The 18,711-nt window shown below is 61.8% G+C and carries 20 protein-coding genes; 11 read left to right on the forward strand and 9 right to left on the reverse strand.

Annotated elements, in window-relative coordinates; all coding sequences use genetic code 11:
* Positions 1-136 precede the first annotated feature (136 nt).
* Together JMN37_RS08200 and JMN37_RS08205 are read left to right on the forward strand one after the other, a co-directional pair.
* Positions 137-634, forward strand: coding sequence for a CBS domain-containing protein (locus JMN37_RS08200; protein ID WP_252931654.1), 498 nt, complete (start codon positions 137-139; stop codon positions 632-634).
* Between the two features lie 99 nt (positions 635-733).
* Positions 734-1,687 carry an ABC transporter substrate-binding protein gene (locus JMN37_RS08205; RefSeq protein WP_252931657.1) on the forward strand — a complete coding sequence of 318 codons (954 nt, stop codon included), beginning with the start codon at positions 734-736 and terminating at the stop codon, positions 1,685-1,687.
* Between the two features lie 9 nt (positions 1,688-1,696).
* Here JMN37_RS08205 and JMN37_RS08210 read toward each other — a convergent pair whose 3' ends face one another.
* The 4 genes from JMN37_RS08210 to JMN37_RS11475 are packed head-to-tail and all read right to left on the reverse strand — an operon-like array spanning position 1,697 to position 5,396.
* Complete coding sequence (locus JMN37_RS08210) at positions 1,697-2,467, reverse strand: ABC transporter ATP-binding protein (protein WP_070361767.1); 771 nt, start codon at positions 2,465-2,467, stop codon at positions 1,697-1,699.
* Positions 2,464-3,459 carry a FecCD family ABC transporter permease gene (locus JMN37_RS08215; protein ID WP_252931665.1) on the reverse strand — a complete coding sequence of 332 codons (996 nt, stop codon included), beginning with the start codon at positions 3,457-3,459 and terminating at the stop codon, positions 2,464-2,466. The genes JMN37_RS08210 and JMN37_RS08215 overlap by 4 nt, the downstream gene beginning before the upstream one ends.
* Entirely contained in the window at positions 3,459-4,481 is a 1,023-nt protein-coding gene (locus JMN37_RS08220) for a FecCD family ABC transporter permease (RefSeq protein ID WP_370296017.1), read from the reverse strand. The genes JMN37_RS08215 and JMN37_RS08220 overlap by 1 nt, the downstream gene beginning before the upstream one ends.
* 12 nt (positions 4,482-4,493) lie before the next feature.
* Positions 4,494-5,396, reverse strand: coding sequence for a siderophore-interacting protein (locus JMN37_RS11475; RefSeq protein WP_070361765.1), 903 nt, complete (start codon positions 5,394-5,396; stop codon positions 4,494-4,496).
* A 356-nt stretch (positions 5,397-5,752) separates the two neighbouring features.
* Between JMN37_RS11475 and JMN37_RS08230 the strand changes: the two genes are divergently transcribed.
* The 5 genes from JMN37_RS08230 (at position 5,753) to JMN37_RS08250 (ending at position 8,559) form a co-directional block, all read left to right on the forward strand.
* Positions 5,753-5,974, forward strand: coding sequence for a PspC domain-containing protein (locus JMN37_RS08230; RefSeq protein ID WP_083329431.1), 222 nt, complete (start codon positions 5,753-5,755; stop codon positions 5,972-5,974).
* A 134-nt stretch (positions 5,975-6,108) separates the two neighbouring features.
* Positions 6,109-6,825, forward strand: a complete 717-nt coding sequence (locus tag JMN37_RS08235) for a hypothetical protein (RefSeq protein WP_252931670.1) — start codon at positions 6,109-6,111, stop codon at positions 6,823-6,825.
* 395 nt (positions 6,826-7,220) lie between these two features.
* Complete coding sequence (locus JMN37_RS08240; protein WP_252931672.1) at positions 7,221-7,457, forward strand: hypothetical protein; 237 nt, start codon at positions 7,221-7,223, stop codon at positions 7,455-7,457.
* Positions 7,458-7,575: 118 nt separating this feature from the next.
* Positions 7,576-8,376 (forward strand): Fic family protein, encoded by an 801-nt coding sequence (locus tag JMN37_RS08245; RefSeq protein ID WP_252931674.1) that lies wholly within the window; start codon positions 7,576-7,578, stop codon positions 8,374-8,376.
* 45 nt (positions 8,377-8,421) lie between these two features.
* Positions 8,422-8,559 (forward strand): hypothetical protein, encoded by a 138-nt coding sequence (locus JMN37_RS08250; protein WP_252931676.1) that lies wholly within the window; start codon positions 8,422-8,424, stop codon positions 8,557-8,559.
* Positions 8,560-8,799: 240 nt separating this feature from the next.
* On the opposite strand, the gene glf is transcribed toward JMN37_RS08250, so the two are convergent.
* Positions 8,800-9,978, reverse strand: a complete 1,179-nt coding sequence (glf, locus tag JMN37_RS08255; protein ID WP_252931678.1) for a UDP-galactopyranose mutase — start codon at positions 9,976-9,978, stop codon at positions 8,800-8,802.
* 133 nt (positions 9,979-10,111) lie between these two features.
* Between glf and JMN37_RS08260 the strand changes: the two genes are divergently transcribed.
* Entirely contained in the window at positions 10,112-11,998 is a 1,887-nt protein-coding gene (locus JMN37_RS08260; protein ID WP_252931680.1) for an N-acetylmuramoyl-L-alanine amidase, read from the forward strand.
* A 13-nt stretch (positions 11,999-12,011) separates the two neighbouring features.
* On the opposite strand, the gene glpK is transcribed toward JMN37_RS08260, so the two are convergent.
* The 4 genes from glpK to serS are packed head-to-tail and all read right to left on the reverse strand — an operon-like array spanning position 12,012 to position 16,379.
* Positions 12,012-13,472 carry a glycerol kinase GlpK gene (gene glpK / locus JMN37_RS08265; RefSeq protein WP_252931689.1) on the reverse strand — a complete coding sequence of 487 codons (1,461 nt, stop codon included), beginning with the start codon at positions 13,470-13,472 and terminating at the stop codon, positions 12,012-12,014.
* A 3-nt stretch (positions 13,473-13,475) separates the two neighbouring features.
* Positions 13,476-14,303 (reverse strand): HAD family hydrolase, encoded by an 828-nt coding sequence (locus JMN37_RS08270; protein ID WP_070361759.1) that lies wholly within the window; start codon positions 14,301-14,303, stop codon positions 13,476-13,478.
* A gap of 1 nt (position 14,304) precedes the next feature.
* Entirely contained in the window at positions 14,305-15,126 is an 822-nt protein-coding gene (locus tag JMN37_RS08275; protein WP_252931691.1) for a lysophospholipid acyltransferase family protein, read from the reverse strand.
* A complete protein-coding gene (gene serS, locus JMN37_RS08280) occupies positions 15,126-16,379 on the reverse strand; it encodes a serine--tRNA ligase (RefSeq protein WP_252931693.1) in 1,254 nt (417 codons plus the stop codon). The genes JMN37_RS08275 and serS overlap by 1 nt, the downstream gene beginning before the upstream one ends.
* Before the next feature lie 88 nt (positions 16,380-16,467).
* Between serS and JMN37_RS08285 the strand changes: the two genes are divergently transcribed.
* From JMN37_RS08285 to JMN37_RS08295, 3 genes are read left to right on the forward strand one after another with little or no spacing between them, the layout of a single operon-like run.
* Positions 16,468-17,217 carry a GntR family transcriptional regulator gene (locus JMN37_RS08285; RefSeq protein ID WP_252931694.1) on the forward strand — a complete coding sequence of 250 codons (750 nt, stop codon included), beginning with the start codon at positions 16,468-16,470 and terminating at the stop codon, positions 17,215-17,217.
* A gap of 9 nt (positions 17,218-17,226) precedes the next feature.
* Positions 17,227-18,237, forward strand: a complete 1,011-nt coding sequence (locus JMN37_RS08290; RefSeq protein WP_252931696.1) for a septum formation family protein — start codon at positions 17,227-17,229, stop codon at positions 18,235-18,237.
* Complete coding sequence (locus JMN37_RS08295; protein WP_252931700.1) at positions 18,237-18,584, forward strand: metallopeptidase family protein; 348 nt, start codon at positions 18,237-18,239, stop codon at positions 18,582-18,584. The genes JMN37_RS08290 and JMN37_RS08295 overlap by 1 nt, the downstream gene beginning before the upstream one ends.
* The last annotated feature ends 127 nt before the right edge of the window (positions 18,585-18,711 follow it).

Genomic DNA, 18,711 nt, shown 5'->3' on the forward strand with positions numbered 1-18,711 from the left:
TCCCGCTGCCGGGATAGCCGCGCGTAAATCTGCTAACGCCACCGAAGCCATTCCTATCCGCTCGACTGAGAGAGGCTTCATGGCTACGTCTCCACCCTAGGCAGCTCAGGCTGCAGAAAATCGGCCGCTGTCCATTATGTTTGCGGCGGCGCTCGCTGCGTTTATCGCTACGTTTAATGAAACGTTCCTCAACGTCGGCTTCACCAACATCATGGCCGACTTCAACATTGGCGTCTCGACTGTCCAGTGGCTCGCCACGGCATACATGCTGGGCGCGGCCGTCATGACGCCCACCACGGGCTTCGTCGCCGACGGCGACGTGCTCGACGTCATCGGCGACTCCGTCCCGGCGCTCACCACACCGTATGCGCTGCTCGCGCACAACGACTCGACGGAGTTCGGTACCGACGTCGCCGTAGTCCTCGACCGGCCAATCGTCTCCATCGCGACCAAGTCCGTCATCACGGTCAACGTCAACAACGACCTCGGGCACATCTCCTCCGTCCTCACCGATAAACACCTAAAGAAGGCGCTGGTTGTGGCAGATGACGGCACCGTCGTGGGCATCATCAACCGCTCCGACATCAACCGCTACCTCGTATCGACGTTCGTCGACCCGGTCCCGAGCGCCTAGACAAGGATTGCCCATTAGGCAAGGCATACCTTAGAGTGGTCACGTTAGGTCAGGGAGACCTAACGCGAAATTCTTTAACCACCTACGAAAGGTGCAACCTTGACACTCTTTACCCCTCGCGCTCTGAAGGGGATCGCAGCCACGTTCACTGCGGCGCTCATGCTTGCCAGCTGCTCCACCGGATCAAGCGATTCGACAACCGCTCCCGAAACCTCCAATGCCAACGGGTCAGAGGAGCGCATTGTGACAATGGGTCTCGGCGACGTCGATACGGTCCTTGCGCTCGGTGAACAACCGGTCGGTTACGCCACCTGGCAACAGGAAGGTTCGGGAGACCCTTCCGGACTTGGACCATGGGCCAAGGACAAACTCACAGTCGACCCAAACCCGATCCGGGATACGACCACCGAGTTCAGCACCGACACTGCCGAAAGAGTTGCCTCGCTCAACCCGACAAAGATCATTGCGGTGAACAGTGGTCTCGAAGCTGACAAGAAGGCGCTGCTCGAGCAAATTGCGCCAACTACCTTCCACTCGGATGCATACCAAGATTGGCAAGTGCCGTGGGATGAGCAGATTAAGGAAATCTCCAAGGCGTTAAATAAGGAAGCCGAAGGCGAAAAACCCATCGCCGATTCCGAGCAGGCTTTCCAAGATTTCCGCGAAGCTCACCCTGAGTTGCAAGGCAAAACAGCGGTAATCGGCATGCCTTACGACGGAAAGTTTGGCGTATACACCTCGGGCGACGGCCGCGGCTCCTTCATTGAAAAGCTTGGTTTCAAGATCCCAGAGAAGTTCAACGGCGATGGCTCCAGCTTCTTCCTCGACTGGTCGCCTGAAAACTACGTCGACTTCAACGACGTGGACTACCTCTTCGTGCTGGACTACTACGGCGCAATCGATGCGCTGAAGAACGACGAGAATTTCATGGACCTTGATGTCAACAAGCGTGGCGGGGTCTACTGGCTAGACACCGATACCGCCAATGCAATGAGCATGCCGAACCCCCTCACCATCCCGTACGCAATCGAGCAAATCAAAAAGTCGCTCTAGAAGTGGTGCTTACCGGGGGACAACCAGTGGGCCCCCATTTACCGGGTCGGTTGCCACGACAGCAGGCAGATCAAAAACGCTGTTCAGCAAAGTCTCCGTGACCACCTCGGCAGGCGCACCGACCGCACGAACCTCGCCACGCTGCATCACGATAAGTTGATCCGAGTAGCGTGCTGCGAGGTTCAAATCATGCAACACCATGAGCACGGTTCGCCCCTCTTGATCAGCGAGTCGACGTACGAGCGACAAGACCTCGACGGAGTGAGACAGGTCGAGGTATGTCGTCGGCTCGTCCAAAAACACGAGCGGAGTGTCCTGCGCCAAGACCATCGCGATCCAGGCACGCTGGCGCTGTCCGCCAGAAAGCCGTTCGAGTGGACGATCTGCAAACTCTGCAATATTGGTCAGTTCCATCACCGCATCAACCGCACGCGCATCCTCAGCAGAAGCCTGTCGTAGCCAAGACTGATGCGGGTGGCGTCCGCGGCTGACCAAGTCACGAACCGTCAGTCCCTCGGGGGCGACAGGCGTCTGTGGCAATACTGCTAGCTGACGCGCAATCTCTCGGCGCTTCATTTTCGACGTGTCTACGCCGTTCAACATTACCGTGCCGCCATCGCGCGCAATAAGCCCTGCTGTAGCTCGCAACAGCGTTGACTTGCCGCAACCGTTGGGGCCGATGATTGTGGTGACACCGCCTTGGGGCACGTCGAGATCAATGCCGTCAACGATGACGGAAGCCCCATAACTCACCTTGAGATTTCGAACCTGAAGCATCATACGGACACCTTTCGTGTTGCGCGTAGCAGTGTGTAGAGCAGTGCTGCGCCACCAATCGCAGTTGTAGCTATGCCCACCGGCAAGTTCCCCGGCACCAGGGTGCGCACTGCTAAGTCTGCGCCAGACACAATCGCCGCGCCAGCGAGCATCGCTGTTCCTAAAGGTGGCGTTGCTGCTTGTGTGATCTTGCGTCCAATCTGTGGCGCAACAAACGCCACAAAAGCTATCGGACCAGACGCCGCGACGGCCACCGATGCCAGCACTACAGCCATGAGCATGAGGATGAGTTGCATATGCCGGGGCTCCACCCCGAGGCCAGCAGCCGTATCCTCCCCGAGCGAGAGCGCCTGCAGATTGAAGGCTGCCCACCGCAAGAACGGAACGACGACTGCCAGCGCAATAAGTACGGCGAGTGCATCGCGCCAGCTAGCAGAACCCACCGAGCCGGTCACCCACGCCTGCGCCTTGCCCACGTCACGATAGTCGGCGCGAACGAGCAGGAACGAGGTATATGCCATCGCCAGTGCATTGATAATGATCCCGGCGAAGACAAGCTGGAAAGACCCGAGACCCGCGCCACGGCTCAGCCACCAGATTGCCGCAGACACTGCTAATCCACCGAGGAACGCACTGAGCGGGACCCCCAGAAGATGCAGCAGCATTCCGGAGCTTCCACCAGCAAGTAACGCAGTCAATGCGAAAGCGGAGGCACCCGAAGTGACGCCCAAGATGTCTGGGCTCGCCAATGGATTCCTCGTGATGGTCTGGAAGATCGCCCCCGCAAAACCAAGCGCAGCTCCTACTCCCAAAGCAGTTACCACCCGCGGCAGACGCCACTGAACAATCACCGTACGAGCCAATTCTGTGGATTGGCCCATGAGCGCAGAAGCGACATCCCGCACCGTAAGCCCGAAGTCCCCGACCATAACGCCGCCAAGGGCCGCGGCGAAAGCCAACACCGCAAGGACACCATTCGTCACGAAAACCCGCATCACAGTTTCGCCCCTTTGCGCAAGAGGTACAGGGCAAATGGGGCACCAACGAAGGCGAGCGTGATGCCCACCTGCAATTCGCCGGGCCTGGCGATGACGCGGCCGATAACGTCGGCAAGCAAAAGCAACGTGGCCCCAGCCAACGCGGAACACGGTAGTACCCAGCGGTAATCGGGCCCCGTGAAGGCGCGCACAAGGTGTGGAACAACCAGACCGACGAACCCGATTGGGCCCGCCCCAGCCACCGCGGCACCCGTGAGCAATGCAACCAGGACGATGCCCACGGCCCGCGAGAGGGGGACGCTCACGCCAAGTGCGCTTGCCACATCGTCTCCCAAGTTCAGGAGGTTCACCCTGTTTGCCATGGCGAAGGCCCCCACTAGTCCGAGGAGAATCACCGGGGCAAGCACCGCGACCACCTGCATGTCACGCCCAGCGATAGCGCCCGCCGTCCAAAACCGCATCTCGTTGAGGCTTTGTGTATTCGTCAGCACGATGCCGCTGGTGAGCGCACTACAAACCGCGCCCAGCGCAGAACCACCGAGCACAACCATGATCGGGCTCGATCCCAGGCTCCTCATACTGAGTGTGAACACGAGCGCCACCGCAAGTATTGCGCCGAGGAATCCCACCCCAACAGTGCCCAACACCGTCATTGAGCCACGAAAGGAAATGGCTGCAGCCACCGCAAGCGCCGCACCAGGGCCTACACCCAGCAAGTTTGTGTCTGCGAGCGGGTTTCGGGTGTGTCCCTGCAGCAACGCCCCCGCTGTGCCCAAGGCTGCCCCCACCAACAGGCCGAGCAGGGTGCGCGGAACCCGAAGCTGTGCAATGATCTTCGCCTCGTCGCTGGAGGCCTCAAGCCTTTCGGCTCCTCCCGAGAATGCCAACACAATTCCGTCGCGAACCGCGCCCAACGTTGCCCCGAAACCCATTTCACGCGCCCCGAACAGAAGAGACACTAATGCCGCGCACACGGTGGAAGCCGCAAGGAAAGCGACAAGCCCTACACGTTTATCCACTTTGTAACCCCGTTATCGCCAATACCCCATAAACGACACGTGGTGGCGAGGCACACCCGCCTCTTTCACCAGGAGCCGCCGCATCGCCGTCACAGCCGTGTTCTTCCCTGCGATCCAGTAATAGGTGTGCCCTGCAGTATCCGACGTGGGACCTATCAATTCTCCACTGCTGGAATACGTGGGTGTCTCCCAGACTTCATCGAGCTGGGCTTCATCCACAAGACCAGGTTCTCCATTTTCCAACGAAGCGGAGGCACAACGGGATCCAACTTCCTGTTTCAGCTGCGCAAGAAGCAAGCCTCCATAGTCGAAGTCCCCCTCTGCACGAAAATGCCACCGGACATCAACCTGTGAAGGGGAGTCGATGGGCAGGTGATTGCCGGCGGGCACCTCGATATCAACCGAACCAGCGAGCCCCTCGGGCCAATCCTCCAGGATACGAGCCATTGCAGGCAACGCGGTTTCATCGCCGTAAAGACGGGCAATCCCAGCAGATCCGGGGTTAAATTCAATACCAACACCGGAATCATCGTCACGGGTTGGTCCAATAATCAGCAGCTGCTGTCCAGGGTGAGCGTCTTGTGCCCACGCCGAGGCGGGACCGGGACTATCGCTGTGCAAAACAAAATCCACATCCACTTCGTCAGGGCTGTCAGCACTTCGCCGGAACTCCCGAATGGAATAGGTACGCAGGTGTCCGCGCGTGTGCTCCGGCATCGCACGCCATGTGTCCCACCACCCCTCTTCGGGAAGCTCGAACAGACCGCTGGCAGGCGGGATCAGCAGCTTGATACGCAAATCTCTGATCGGAACGGCGGGCCCCATGGCGTCGATCCCGGTGAACGTCACCCGCTGGAAGCTCGGCGCAATACGTTCACTCCGGACGACGGTTGCAAGAAAAGACCTAAAACTCACCCCGTAAATTATATAGGCTTGCCTAACCTATAGAAAGTGTGAAGCGCGCAGTCCCCTAGCGCCCGCGTAGCTGGAGTCGGCTAGCCACCTTCAAAGCAGGTGACAGCAGGGGCATCATCAACCGCTACCTCGTATCGACGTTCGTCGACCCGGCGAAGTAAAAGGCGGATACATTCTCTTTAGCGATGGGTAGGACGCACTGATCGGAACCGGTTTGGTGCTTGTCCGACGCAAGCGGCCCTGAGCTTCCCTGTCACCAGGAGTGAGCGCGCTCGTTGTTCATATTGTCGTCGGCACCCATCCATTAAGCTCTGACACAGTGATTTCGACCCGCCATTTCGTCTGAAGGGAATAACATGCGCAGGCCTTACTACAGGACATCACGCGGACGCGTCATTGCAGGGGTCTGTGCAGGGCTCGCAGAACGCTACGGTCGCAGCCCAGACACAATCCGTTGGTGGTATGCAGTAGCGCAACTATTTAGCTTGCCCGCCATTGCCACCTATATCCTCCAGTGGTTGTTGTATCCGCTCGACGATAACCCTGAGCCGCCGGAAACTGAGCAACCTGCAAGCTGACCAGCCAAGAGACGAGGTGGCGTGCCAGGTACCGCGCCCCACCGAATCTATCGGCAACGTCCTACACGTACAGGTGCAGTCCCGTACATTTATGGCATACCTATTAGTAGCTACATGCCGCTAGGTGTTTCCACATGTTTCATTTCCTTCCGTTACTAGCCATCCTTCTCGATTACTTCCTCGAAGTTCCGGATGCAGCATCGGAGCCAGAGTCACCGTTAGCGAGCATCATCAGCGTCTTTGGACCGTATTCGGCGTTGGTGTTTGGAATAGCCGCGCTGCTTTTGCGACCGCTACCCCGGAAGTTTTCGATTATCGCCAGCGCAGCCGGCCTGCTGGGCCTCATCGCAATCATTGTGCCCATGGTCCTGGCCCCCAGCCCAGAATCGTTTATACACGTTTGGATTCCGCTTCCGGCAGGGTTACTGCTCGCAGGAATCTACGTCCTCATCATTTCCCACATAGAGCAGGCCAATCCCGTGTTAGTACTTCGTCAAGACACGAGCAGGCTATCGATGCCCGGCGCGATCACGGCCGCTTTTCTCATTCTTACTGCGGGGCGGCTACTCACTGCCCATGCGTGGCCGTCCCCGGAGGCAATCTTGGTAGGCACCGTCTGTACCCTGGCCACGCTCGCGTTTTATGAGATGAATTGGAAGTACCTGGTTGGCGCTGTGGTCATTATTCAAGCTGCGCAAATGTTTTATTCCGTACTCCCATTCGAGGCATACATGCTCCACGAGGTGCAGCTTGCCGTCAAGGTTGCTTGCATTCTCGAGATTATCCGCGCAGGCACCCGCGAACATCTGCTGAAGCAAGCATCGCGCAGCGAATCCCCGCGCAGCTGCTGAGGAAAAACGTGTAAGCGTGGCTTGTGCCTTCCGGCGGATCTACACCGATCAGATCGATAGCACTACCCGCTCATAGTCTTCTACCAGCACGTTCGGCACTTTGAAATGGTTTCACTCGTCATTTTGGAGGTCCATCCCCACCGACAGCACAAAGCCCTCAACCGAGCGCCCATGCCACTTCGCCCTGACAGATGCTCTAGACACTGCCATCATGCCCAGGCTGGCAATTGTTCACCCATTCGGTACAGATGGTGAGGCAATCATTGGGAGCAGGTGCGCTTTCCACCTATCCTTTGATGTTGCCTCAAATAGCAAAGGATAGATGTCTAAGTTTATAGGTTGGGTACGACATCACAACTTTGCATGCTAACTTATGACGTATGGTGTGACCGAGTGTGACTTATGAGACTTTGCCGTGGCAGGCTGCAACCGAGAATATATCGCGTCGGGCGCAGCTACGTACGCCGCGAAAATACGAGAGCGCCATAGTCCCGCGCATCGCTGACGAGGAATTGCAGCTACGCCCTGAAACGCTTGCAGTCGCGGATCGAGCAACCATCGCGGTGACGCGTTTCGACGCCACACACGCCACAGACCTCATTCCTTTTATCCCACTTTTTGTTGCGCGGTGAAGCCGTCGCATCGAGTAGAATTGAACAACTTACCTCCTCGTCTCGCAAGATATTTGAAGCGGAACTTTCTGGTTCGGGGTCGGCCAATGCAAAGCTGATCGTGGCGAATGTTCGACAGATGCAACGGGTGATTGCAGTTGATACAGCAACAACTGAAACGTTGTTGGCGATGCACAGTGTGCTTCTGCAGGACGCTGCACCGAGGATCGCAGGTCGACTGCGCGAGCAGCCGGTGTGGATCGGTGGACCGGACAACCACCACCCGGGCGGTGCATTGTTCGTTCCGCCGCACCACGATCATGTACCGGAGCTGTTGGCGGATCTGGAGAGGTTCATGTCGCGCCGCGACATCCCAGCGTTGGCGCAGGCCGCGATTACACACGCTCAGTTGGAAACCATCCACCCCTTCGCGGACGGAAACGGGAGGACAGGGAGAGTCCTCGTTCATGTGTTGCTGAAAACCCACGGCATCAGTGTCAATGGGTCGGTGCCAATCTCTGCAGGTTTGCTATCCCATATTGATGACTACTTTGCTGCACTGGACGCATACCGGCAAGGTGACGCCGACCAAATCGTCAACCTTTTCGCAGCAAGTGCGCTCGAAGCCGTCGAGTACGGCACGTGGATCGCAGATGAACTGAATACGCTGCTGGATGAGTGGAAGCAACAGTTGGCCGCACGCTCCGATGCCCTTGTATGGAGAGTGCTCCCGTTGTTGTTGCAGCGGCCGGTAATCACCACGCGGATTGTGGTAGAGGAATTAGGAGCGACGCAGACCTCAGCAGGAAATGCGCTCGAAGCACTCGCGCAGGTCGGCATCGTTACCGGAGCACAGCTGGACAGACGCACCCGCGCCTGGCGAGCCCCCGACGTGTTGGATTTGCTCGATGAGTTCGCCGAGCGGAGGCGACGCACTTGAGACGCAGAGCCCAGCGCCGCGATGCCTTCGGCAAGAATCACTTGGTTGACTTTGATGGCAACGGCGACGCTGGCATGCATCGCACTGATCGTGGCAGGACCTGTGCCGAATATTCTGTGGGCCGCGCTGGTGGGCGCAGCCGCTGGCTGCCTGGTACGCATCACCGATAGGAAGAAGCCGTAGCGTAGGGCCAAGAGCTGCGCGCACCAAATCCCCGAATTTCGGTTGGGCGCCGAGACGTTTCCCCAGGTCGCGCGAAGTCGACGCGGGAATTTGGTGCGCGTACAAGAGAAAGAGTGCCAATAGACACAACCCGAATTACCCTAGACATTCAAACTAGCAGGTAAGAAATGTTCTAGATATAAACGGGTGCGTCCTTTGGCACTCACCCCTCAAGACCCCGCCGAAACCCCAAGCGAACCCCTAGTGCCCGCGCTTCTGGTCCAGCGGCTCGCCGTCCTCGAAGTGGGGGCGCAGGTGGTTGTCGAATAGGGACAGGGCAGCGCCGATGGCCATGTGCATGTCCAGGTACTGGTAGGTGCCCAGGCGGCCGCCGAACAGGACGCCGTTCTTGCGGGATTCCTCGGCGGCGAGTTCGCGGTATTTCAGCAGCTTGGCGCGGTCTTCAGGGGTGTTGATCGGGTAGTACACCTCGTCGTCGTCGGTGGCGAAGCGGGAGTACTCCTTCACGATCACCGTCTTGTCCGTTGGGTACTCGGTGCGCTCTGGATGGAAGTGGCGGAACTCGTGGATGCGGGTGTAGGGGACGTCGGCGTCGTTGTAGTTCATCACCGAGGTGCCCTGGAAGTCGCCGGTGTCCAGTACTTCCTGTTCGAAGTCGAGGGTGCGCCAGCCGAGGTGGCCTTCGGCGTAGTCGAAGTAGCGGTCGAGTGGCCCGGTGTAGACCACTGGGATCCCGGTGTACTCGTCGCGGATGTCGAACCAGTCGGTGTCGAGGCGGACGTCGATAAGTTCGTGATCGGCCATGTTCTCGAGCCAGGCGGCGTAGCCGTCGACGGGCAAGCCTTCGTACTTGTCGTTGAAGTAGCGGTTATTGAAGGTGTAGCGAACTGGCAGGCGGGAGATGATTTCCGGCGGTAGTTCGGTGGGATCGGTCTGCCACTGCTTGGCGGTGTAGTGCTTCACAAATGCCTCGTACAGCGGCTTGCCGATCAGCGCGATGCCACGCTCTTCGAGGTTCGTAGCCTCGGCGGGGTCGCGGCCCTCGCGCTGTTCTTCGATCAGCTTGCGGGCCTCGTCCGGCGAGTAGTACTTACCGAAGAACTGGTTGATCAGGCCCAGGCCCATTGGGAACTGGTAGGCGGTGCCGTCGTGCATCGCGAAGACGCGGTGCTGGTAGTCGGTAAAGGAGGTGAAGCGATTGACGTACTCCCACACGCGCTCGTTGGAGGTGTGGAAGAGGTGCGCGCCGTACTTGTGCACCTCAATGCCGGTGTCCGGCTCCTTTTCGGAGTAGGCGTTGCCGCCGATGTGGTTGCGCTTCTCCACCACGAGCACCCGCTTACCCAGCTCGCTGGCGGCTTGCTCTGCCACGGTGAGGCCGAAGAATCCGGATCCAACAACAATGAGGTCGTAAGTCATACGGCCATTTTGTCACATTTCTTTTCGACGCCCCTCCGCACGACACGCCAAGCCTCAAGATTCACTTGAGACTTTAACTTGCACTACACTTCACTGGAGTAACCTTTATCCCTATAGCCACAGGAGTTAAAACGTGCAACAGCGGAAGCGCCTGAATGGGCAATCCTCCAGGATGCGCCCTCTGATGGCTGCGGTGGTGTCCGTGGCCCTCGTTGTCGCCGGGGCGTTCGGCGGCAACCACATTGTCCAGGTCCAGTCGGCGGCCCCGGCGCAGATGGACGTCTATAACGCCAGCGAGTCCTTCGCTCGGGGCGCAAACATCACTGTGGATGACGCAGCGGTGCGCACCCAGGGTGAGGAGACCGAGGAGCGTCGTGTGGTCAAGGAGTTCACCCGCGACCGCGAGTTCACGCTGTTTGGCCTGACGTGGAAGGGCGACCGCGACATCGTCGCCTACGTGCGTGCCCAGCGTGCCGACGGCAGCTGGACGGAGTGGTTCGAGATGGATCCGCTCGATGCAGCACCCGGCACCGACACGTTTGGCACCGAGCCGATCTTCGTGGAGCCGACGAAGCGTGTTCAGGTCTCCACGGGCAACGTCGATCTCCTGGAGAACGGCCGCAAGGACTCGACCGCGCCGAACGCGGCCACCGACATCCAGGCCGTCTTTATCGACGGCGGCACCGGCACCGTCAATGGCACCATCAAGCCGGTCGTCGACTCCTACACCTACGGGATGCCGAAGGTCATCACCCGCGCGCAGTGGGGTGCGGGCAAGAACAGCAACCCGACGTACACCGCGCCGGTCACGGCCGCGACGGTCCACCATACCGCTGGTTCCAACAACTACACCGAGGCGCAGGCGCCGGGCATCGTCCGCGGCATCTGGAACTACCACACCTACACCCTGGGCTGGGGCGATGTGGGCTACAACGCCATGGTCGATAAGTACGGCAACATCTACGAGGGCCGGTACGGCGGACTCGACCGCGCGGTCCAGGGCGCGCACGTGGGTGGCTTCAACCAGAACACCTGGGGCGTGTCCGTGCTGGGCAACTACCAGACCGCGGTGCCGACGCGTGCGTCGCTGCAGGCGCTGGGCGACATCATCGGCTGGAAGGCTGCTGTCTCCGGGTTCGACCCGATGGGTTCGAGCTACCACTACGCTGACTTCGATTTCAAGGGCAGCAAGTACCGCGCCGGCCAGGGCGGGATGTTCCCGAACATCAACGCGCACCGGGACTTCCACTACAACGAGTGCCCAGGCCAGAACCTGTACAACCAGATGGGCACGGTGCGCACAATCGCGAACACGAAGTACCGCGCGCTGAAGAACTCTTCCGAGTTCACCCCTCCTGGCGACTACACGGGACCGGTCACCGACACCACGGTCGGCGACCTGCTCGACGCACTGGGCTCCGGTAAGAAGGAATCGGACACCGTCACGAACCCTGACGGCACCACGACCCAGGTGACCAACTCGGGCTCCTCCGACAACATTTCCCTGTCAGGTATTGCCTCGGGTGACGCGGTGGCGATCGCAGCGGCCGTCGGCACCTTGGCTGGCCTGATCTTCCTGTACGCGAAGGCGAACGACCTGCTGCCGGGAGGCATCCAGAACCTCGCAGGTGTGGAGATCGCTCCGGGGCTGACGCTGCAGCAAATCGCCCCGTACATCGAGCCGATGCTGAAGTTCGCTGGCCAGAACGACCTGGCTGCGGTGTGGAAGCAGTTCGAGCCGACGCTCGGCGCCGTCATCGGTGGCGTCGGCGGCGTGGGCGGCAACGACTTCGGCTTCTTCCAGAACGGCATCGCCGTGCGCAACGCGAAGGGCGAAGCGTTCACGATGTTCACGAAGATCGCGAACGCCTGGCTGCAGCAAGGTCTCGACGCCGGCCCGCTCGGCCTGCCGGTCAACTCCGAGCACCCGATTGGCGACGGCCTCTTCCGCGTCGACTTCCAAGGCGGCGACATCACGTACAACCAGCACACCAACACCATCAACATTGGCGTGCACTAGCAACGGCTAGCGGCTAGGCAAGGTTATAGGAACGGCGTACCGCATCTTCCCACGCGGCGACAAGCACTTCGCGAGTCGCCGCGTTTGCCGTATCTTCCCAGGTTGTGGGCGTGCCGAGGGAGAGTGGGGCGTCGAGAAGCCCGGCGCCCATCCCCGCTGCCGACGCTGCCCCCATGACCGTGGTTTCGATGTTGCCGGGGCGCACGACGCGGGTGCCCAGGATGTCGGCCTGCATCTGCATGAGGAGGTCGTTGGAGGTCATGCCGCCGTCGACGCGCAGCTCGCGCAGTTCGACGCCCATCGCTTCGACGACCTCGCGGGTCTGTAGGCATGTTGCTTCGAGGGCGGCGCGCGCGATGTGGCGGCGGTCCACGAAGCGGGTCAGGCCGGTGATGACGCCGCGGGCGTCCGGGCGCCAGCGCGGCGCGAACAGCCCGGAGAACGCAGGCACAATGACGACGCCGCCGCTGTCCGGGACCTCGCTGGCGAGTTTCTCGGATTCGGCGGCGGTGCGCAGGATCCCGAGCTGGTCGCGAAGCCACTGGATGAGCGATCCACCCACCGCGACGGAGCCCTCCAGGGCGTAGACGGCGGGCTGCCCGGCGCGCTGGTAGGCAACGGTGCTGAGCATTCCGGTCTCGCTGAAGGTGGGCGTGGTGCCGGTGTTGAGCAGCATGAACAGGCCGGTGCCGTAGGTCATCTTCGCAGCACCCTCTTCGAGGCCGCCTTGGCCGAAGAGCGCCGACTGCTGGTCGCCGAGCACGCCGCAAATGGGCACGTTGGCCAGCGGACCCCGGTTGCGGACCTGGCCGAAGTCGCCGACGGACGGGCGGATCTCCGGCAGGATTTCGGGCGCCACGCCGATGGCTTCGCACAGGTCGGGGTCCCACTGGAGGGTTTCCAGGTCCATCAGGAGGGTGCGGCTGGCGTTCGTGACGTCGGTGACGTGCAGTGCGTTGTCAGGGTCGCGCTGGCCGCCGGTGAGGTTCCAGATCAGCCAGGTATCCATGGTGCCTGCGAGCAGCTCGCCACGGGCAGCACGCTCGCGGGCGCCGTCGACGTGGTCGAGGATCCAGGCCCACTTCGGCCCGGCCGGGTACGAGTTGCGCAGCAGCCCGGTGGTGGCCTGGAACTCGGTGGCGTCGCCGTCGTAGGAGGTGCGGGTGTCCTGCCACACGATGGCGTTGTAGATGGGTATACCGGTTGCGCGCTCCCAGATGACGGCGGTTTCACGCTGGTTGGTCAGGCCCAAAGTGGCGATGGCGGCTTCGTCGATATCTGCGCTGGCCACGGCGTCGCTCATGGCGCGGCGCGTGTTGCGCCAGATCTCGAGTGGGTCGTGCTCGACCCAGCCTTCGCGCGGCAGGATCTGCCGGTGCTCGAACTGCGCCTGCGCGATCACCTTGCCGCCCGTAGTGGCGACTACGAACCGGGTTGATGTTGTGCCTTGATCAATAGCCGCCAGCAACGTCATGAGTTAAAACCAGTGCTCCAGTACTTGTGCCACGCCGTCTTCATCATTCGATGCGGTCACAATATCAGCGGCGTCCTTCACCGCGTCCGTCGCGTTGCCCATGGCAACGCCCATGCCGGCCCACGCCAGCATCTCAACATCGTTTTGCATGTCGCCGAACGCCACCACCTGAGACGGGTCGATCCCGTACTGGGCAGCCAGGTAGGAAACACCTGCCGCCTTGGTCACGCCGGGGCGCGAGAACTCGAGCAGCCCCTCCTCCATGGAGTAGGTCACGTGCGCGATGTCCTGGTCGATCTCGGGGGCGATCATGTCGAACATCTCTGCCGCCATCAGGTCCGGGCAGCGCACGAGCAGCTTCGCCGCAGGTTCTGCCAGCAGCTCCTCGACGTGGACGACGCCGAAGCGGGCGTCCCAGGCGTCCGGGTTGTACTCCGGCGTGATCAGGAAGCACTCTTCCTCCGGGTCGAGCGCGCTCTGGCTCAGCCGTTCCACCCCGTAGCCCACGGTCACGTCGGCTTCCCCCATCACCTTTTCGACGACCTCCACGGTCTCCTGCATACTCTCCGGGGACAGCGCGAAGGATTTCACCACTTCGTCGTGTTCTGGGTCGTAGATGACGGCGCCGTTGGCGGCCACACAGACCGGCTCGAACGGCAGCTGCTCGAGCACCGGCAGCAGCCAGCGGTGGGGGCGCCCGGTGGCCAGCCCGAACTTGGTTCCGCCGCGCACAGCCCGCGCGACGACCTCCAGCAGACGAGGTGTCACCCGTCCGTAGGAGTTGAGGAATGTGCCATCGATGTCACTGATGATCAGGCTGGGGGCGTTCATGTTATTTCCCTTTCTTTGCCTCGCGTTCTTTTCGGCGAATTTCGGCTGCTTCTTCAAGAGTCGGTGCGCTCCCTCCGAGCGAGGCCGGCATCCATGGCTCGCCGGGCTCGAAGGGTCCGAAGCGCGTTTCGTATTCGGCGCGGGTGGTCTCCAGCATGGCTTCCATCGCTGCCTTGAGCCTACCCGTGGCTTCTTCAACGGTGCCGTCGACAGCAACGGGTTCCCCGTAGCGGATGATGACCGGAATGCCCGAGCGTCCGAGCCGTTTCGGCTGGTCTTTGGTCCACAGGCGCTGGGAGCCCCAGATCACGCAGGGCACGAGCGGCACTCCGGCCTGGCGAGCGATGCGCACGGCGCCCGTCTTAAAGTCCGCAATCTCGAAGGAGCGCGAAATCGTGCCCTCCGGGAAAATGCCGACGATCGCCCCTTCGCGTAGGGCGGCAACGGCGGCGTCGATAGCCCCGGCGCCCGCCGAGCGGTCCACAGGGACGTGCCCCATGTTGCGCAGCAGCCACCGCAGCACCGGAATGCCGAAGACTTCTTTCTTCGCCATGAACCGCACCAGGCGCTCCCCGCGCAGGTACGGGCCAATGCCTGCCAGCATGAAGTCGAGGTAGCCGGTGTGGTTGATCGCCAGCATCGCCCCGCCATCCAGCGGGACGTGCTCGAGGCCGTGGACCGTCGCCTTCGTCCCGGCGAACCGGAAGTAGCGCTTCGCCGCGCGCACAATCCGCTGGTAGAAGCGGTTGTGCATGTCGCCGCTGTGCGGCCGCGGGGCGGTGTAGCCGTCCGCTACTTCGAACAGTCCATCAATCGTGCGCATTAGGGAACCAGTACGTCCTTCCCAACCCACGGGCGCAGCGCCTCAGGCACCTTGACCGAGCCGTCGGCCTGCTGATTGTTCTCGAGGATTGCGACGAGCCAGCGCGTCGTCGCGAGCGTGCCGTTCAAGGTGGCGACGGTCTGGGTCTTGCCGTTCTCGTCGCGGTAGCGGATGGACAGGCGGCGCGCCTGGAACGTGGTGCAGTTCGAGGTCGACGTCAGCTCACGGTACGTATCTTGCGACGGCACCCACGCCTCGGTGTCAAACTTGCGTGCCGCGGACGAGCCGAGGTCACCAGCGGCGACGTCGATAATGCGGTACGGCACCTCGACTGCGGCGAGCATCTCGCGCTCGAGTCCGAGCAGCTTCTGGTGCATCGCCTCGGCGTCCTCAGGCTTGCAGTACGCGAACATCTCCAGCTTGTCGAATTGGTGGACGCGCAGGATACCGCGGGTGTCCTTGCCGTAGGAGCCGGCCTCGCGGCGGAAGCAGCTGGACCAACCGGCGTAGAGCAGCGGGCCGTCCGAGAGGTCAATAATTTCGTCGGTGTGGTAGCCGGCCAGCGCCACCTCGGAGGTACCAACCAGGTACAGGTCGTCGCGCTCGAGGTAGTAGATCTCCTCATCGTGCTCGTCGAGGAAGCCGGTGCCCTGCATAACGTCGGGGCGGACCAGGACCGGCGGGATCATGACCTTGAAGCCGGCCTCGCGGGCCTTCTGCGCGGCGAGCATCATCATGCCCAGCTGCATCCAGGCGCCGTCGCCGACCAGGTAGTAGAAGCGTGCGCCGCCAACCTTGGTGCCACGCTTCATGTCAATAATCCCGAGGTTCTCACCCAGCTCGAGGTGGTCCTTCACCTCAAAGTCGAAGGTCGGGACCTCGCCGACGTGCTCGAGGACCACGAAGTCCTCCTCGCCGCCAGCCGGTGCGCCCTGGATCGGGTTCGGGATCTTGTACTGCAGGTCCTGCACGGCCTGCTCGGCCTCAGCCTGCTTGGCCTCGGCGGCCTTCACCTTCGCCTTGAGTTCGTTCGAGCCCTCGAGCAGCGCTGGGCGCTCCTCCGGGGAAGCCTGGCCAATCTTCTTGCCGAAGGCCTTCTGTTCCGCACGCAGCTCATCTGCTGCCTGGATTGCCTCGCGGCGCTGCTCGTCGGCCGCTAGCAGCTGATCGACGAGGGAGGGATCCTCGCCACGGGCGGTTTGGGACTCTCGGACGTCGTTTGCATGTTCGCGCAGAAATTTCAGATCAATCACGCCCACAACTCTACCCGGTTCCGCCCCTCGATACGCCACCTGCACCACCGCCCCGCTCTGGTAATAACCAGTGCGCTATGGTGGGGGTATGTCCACGCCCGAGCAGCCCCCCACCGAAATCCAGGAAGGCCCCCTCCCGAAACACGCGCAGCTACGCATCATCCTCGAAGAGTACTGCCGCAACGAACTGTCCCCCGGCGACCCGCTGCCCGGCGAACGCGCCCTCGAGGAGACCTACCGGGTCTCCCGGATCACGGTGCGACGCGCGATCGGGGACCTCGTCGCCCAGGGCAAGCTCCGCCGGGTCCGGGGCAAAGGCACGTTCGTGGCGCCGAGCCCGCTGGTGAGCAAGCTGCAGCTGGCCAGTTTCTCCGAGGAGATGCAGGCGCAGGGCGTAGTGGCGTCGTCAAGTATTTTGCTGGCGGAGCGCGCGCCAGCGCCTCAAGAAGTCGCCGAGTACTTCGGCACCCCGCCGCACACAGAGCACATCCACCTGCGTCGCCTCCGGCTTGGCGACGCCCAACCCTACGCCGTCGACGACGGCTGGTACAACGGCGAGCTGGTCCCCGACCTGCTGGAACACGACCTGCAGGCGTCGGTGTACGAGGTACTCGATAAGCGTTACAACCTCGGCATCACCAAAGCTGAGCAGACCGTGACCGCCGTGAATGCCGGCGCGACCGTCGCCCCGTTACTCGAGGTGCCGGCGAACCGCGCGCTGCTGCGAATCGTGCGCTATGCGCAAAGCCATGGCACACGTGTGGAATACTGTGCCAGTGTGTACCGGACGGACCGCTACAGTCTGCACACACAGGTATTGCGCAACCTCGAGGGATAGGAAAGGCACATGGCTACCAAGACAACAGCGTTGCGCGGCTTTCTCGTCGCGCTGCTCGCGGGTGCGGTCGGATTCGGCTCCTACACCTACAACGCGTCGCCCGCACCGCAAGGCGGCACTGAGGCATCGGAAGTATCGACGTCCGCTCCGAAACGACACAGCAAAAACAAGCCAGCGCCGTTCACCACGGCGGACCAAGGCGCCTGCCTGACGTGGGAAGCCGACACCGAAGGCCACATCACCGCCTTCGAGCAAACCGACTGCGCACTCGAGCACCGCTTCGAGGTCTCGGCGCGCGAAGACCTGGCAACCTACCCCACCTCCGAGTTCGGGCCGTCTGCACCGATGCCGAACCAGACCCGCCAGGCACAGCTGCGCGAGGAGCTCTGCGGGGGCGCAACCCTGCGCTACCTCAACGGCGCCTTCGACCCGAACGGGCGCTACTCCATCGCACCGATCCTGCCACCGGCGGCCGCGTGGGAGCAGGGCGACCGCACCATGCTGTGCGGCCTGCAGGAAACCAACCGCGACGGCACCCCAATCCTCACCACGGGCCGCGTCTCCGAGCAGGACCAGGCGCGCACCTTCAACCCCGGAGAGTGCGTCGCTATCGACGGTGCCTCCAGCCTGAGCACCGTGGACTGCAACGAGCCACACCAAATGGAGATCACCAGCACGGTCGACCTCAAGCCCGTCTTCCCCGACCGCACCCCGAGCGTCGAGGAGCAAGACAAATACCTGCGCGACGTGTGCACCGACGCCGCCCAGAAGTATATGGGCGCGGAGGAAAACCTCTACCAGATCGCGCTGCAGCCGTTTTGGACCACGCAGAAGCCGTCCGCATGGGAGGGTGGCTCGCGCAGCGTGAACTGCGCGCTGGTCTTCTCGAACCCGGAGGAGCAGTTCGCGGCACTGACCGGGTCCGCAACCGCTGGGCGCGAAGTGCTCAAGATCGATGGCAACCCGCCACCAGAGCGCCCGGAGCGCCGCCCACTGCGGGAGGAGCAGCCGCAACCATGATGGAGCCGGTCAGCCAGGACGTCTTCGAGGCAATGATCAACGACGCCCTGGACACCATCCCCGAGGAGTTCGCCCGCCACATGACGAACATGGTGGTGCTGGCCCGCGACTTTAACCCGGACGAACCCACGCTACTCGGACTGTTCGAGGGCATCCCCCTTACTGAGCAGCACTCAAATCACAGCGGGTTCTTGCCGGATGCGGTGTTCGTGTACAAGGACGCGCTCGAGGCAATGTGCAGCGACGAAGACGAACTCCGCCACGAAGTAAAAGTAACCGTCCTGCACGAGGTCGGCCACTACTTCGGACTCGAGGAGCACGAGCTGCATGAGCTCGGCTGGGGTTAGCCGGTGAGCAGCACCCCAAGTGCCGCGAGCGCCGCCAGGATGCACGGCACAACCTCCGCCTTGCCGATGTCCTTGACAGTCCACCGCTTTCCGCGACGCGCGCTCAGCGGGAAGTACAGTGCGCGGG

The sequence above is a fragment of the Corynebacterium lipophilum genome, assembly GCF_024102595.1.
GTDB classification, from domain to species: Bacteria; Actinomycetota; Actinomycetes; order Mycobacteriales; family Mycobacteriaceae; genus Corynebacterium; species Corynebacterium pseudogenitalium.